Annotated in this window: 1 protein-coding gene; it reads left to right on the top strand. The window is 40.2% G+C overall.

Features of this window, described 5'->3' with window-relative positions; genetic code table 11:
* Positions 1–60: 60 nt before the first annotated feature.
* The gene (locus BDE01S_RS10825; protein ID WP_147283892.1) at positions 61–753 is read left to right on the top strand and encodes a GIY-YIG nuclease family protein; all 693 of its coding nucleotides are present in this window, start codon (positions 61–63) and stop codon (positions 751–753) included.
* Positions 754–825: the final 72 nt, after the last annotated feature.

Below are 825 nucleotides of genomic sequence, written 5' to 3'. Positions count from 1 at the left end.
CAGATAGTACGACAAGGCGCAGCAACGCCGTATCATTCTTATTTTAAATGACTATATATTTTGTTGGGTGAGAATATACGTTATGTAGGACAGGCATCCCGCAGTATTTATGACCGTCTTAATATTCATGTGAATACACAGGATAAAACATGGTGGAATAAAGTGATTTTTTTCGGCCGCGAAGACGGGCATCTGGATAAATCCCAAACCGATTATTTGGAAAAACTGCTTATCGGATTGTTTCGGCAAACAGATTTGAAACTGGATAATGTGAATAGCGGCAATACGTCCTATATTGATAAAACCAGTAAGATTAAGGCTCAAAATATTTGGGATATTGTTTTGGAAATCATGGAAGGGGTAGCCAATATCCAAATTTTTGAAGGGTATAAAGCAGAAAACGAGCCATTTGAAGGCACGGATGCCGCACGCGCGAAAGCAGTAATCGAATTGCCGGATGGCGTGAACATTTCGGGTAACAGTTTTAGAGAAAACCAATGCAAGTTGTTCCAATATTTATTGGCACATCCGACATACAAGGTTATGGTGGAAAACTATGTGTTGAACGGTAAGGCAACATCAGGCCATTGCTTAGGTACTGAGCCCAATTATCTGCCTGACGGTCAGGCTTATACGGTGAAATTAAAAGACGGTATTTTTCTGTACACGCATTACAGTACGATGGCTCGTCGCAAAGCTATTCAAAAATTTGCAGATAGCGTAGGACTGGATTTGAATATTTTGTGGGATTAGTTGTATAGTCATTTAAAATAAGAATGGTATAGCGTTGCTTCGCCTTGCCGTACTATTTGTACTGTCTGCGGC

Origin of the sequence: Bergeriella denitrificans NBRC 102155, from assembly GCF_001592185.1 — a bacterium.
Classification (GTDB): domain Bacteria; phylum Pseudomonadota; class Gammaproteobacteria; order Burkholderiales; family Neisseriaceae; genus Neisseria; species Neisseria denitrificans.
Note: the sequence above shows the minus strand (reverse complement) of the source record. Positions and strands in the feature narration are given on the sequence as shown.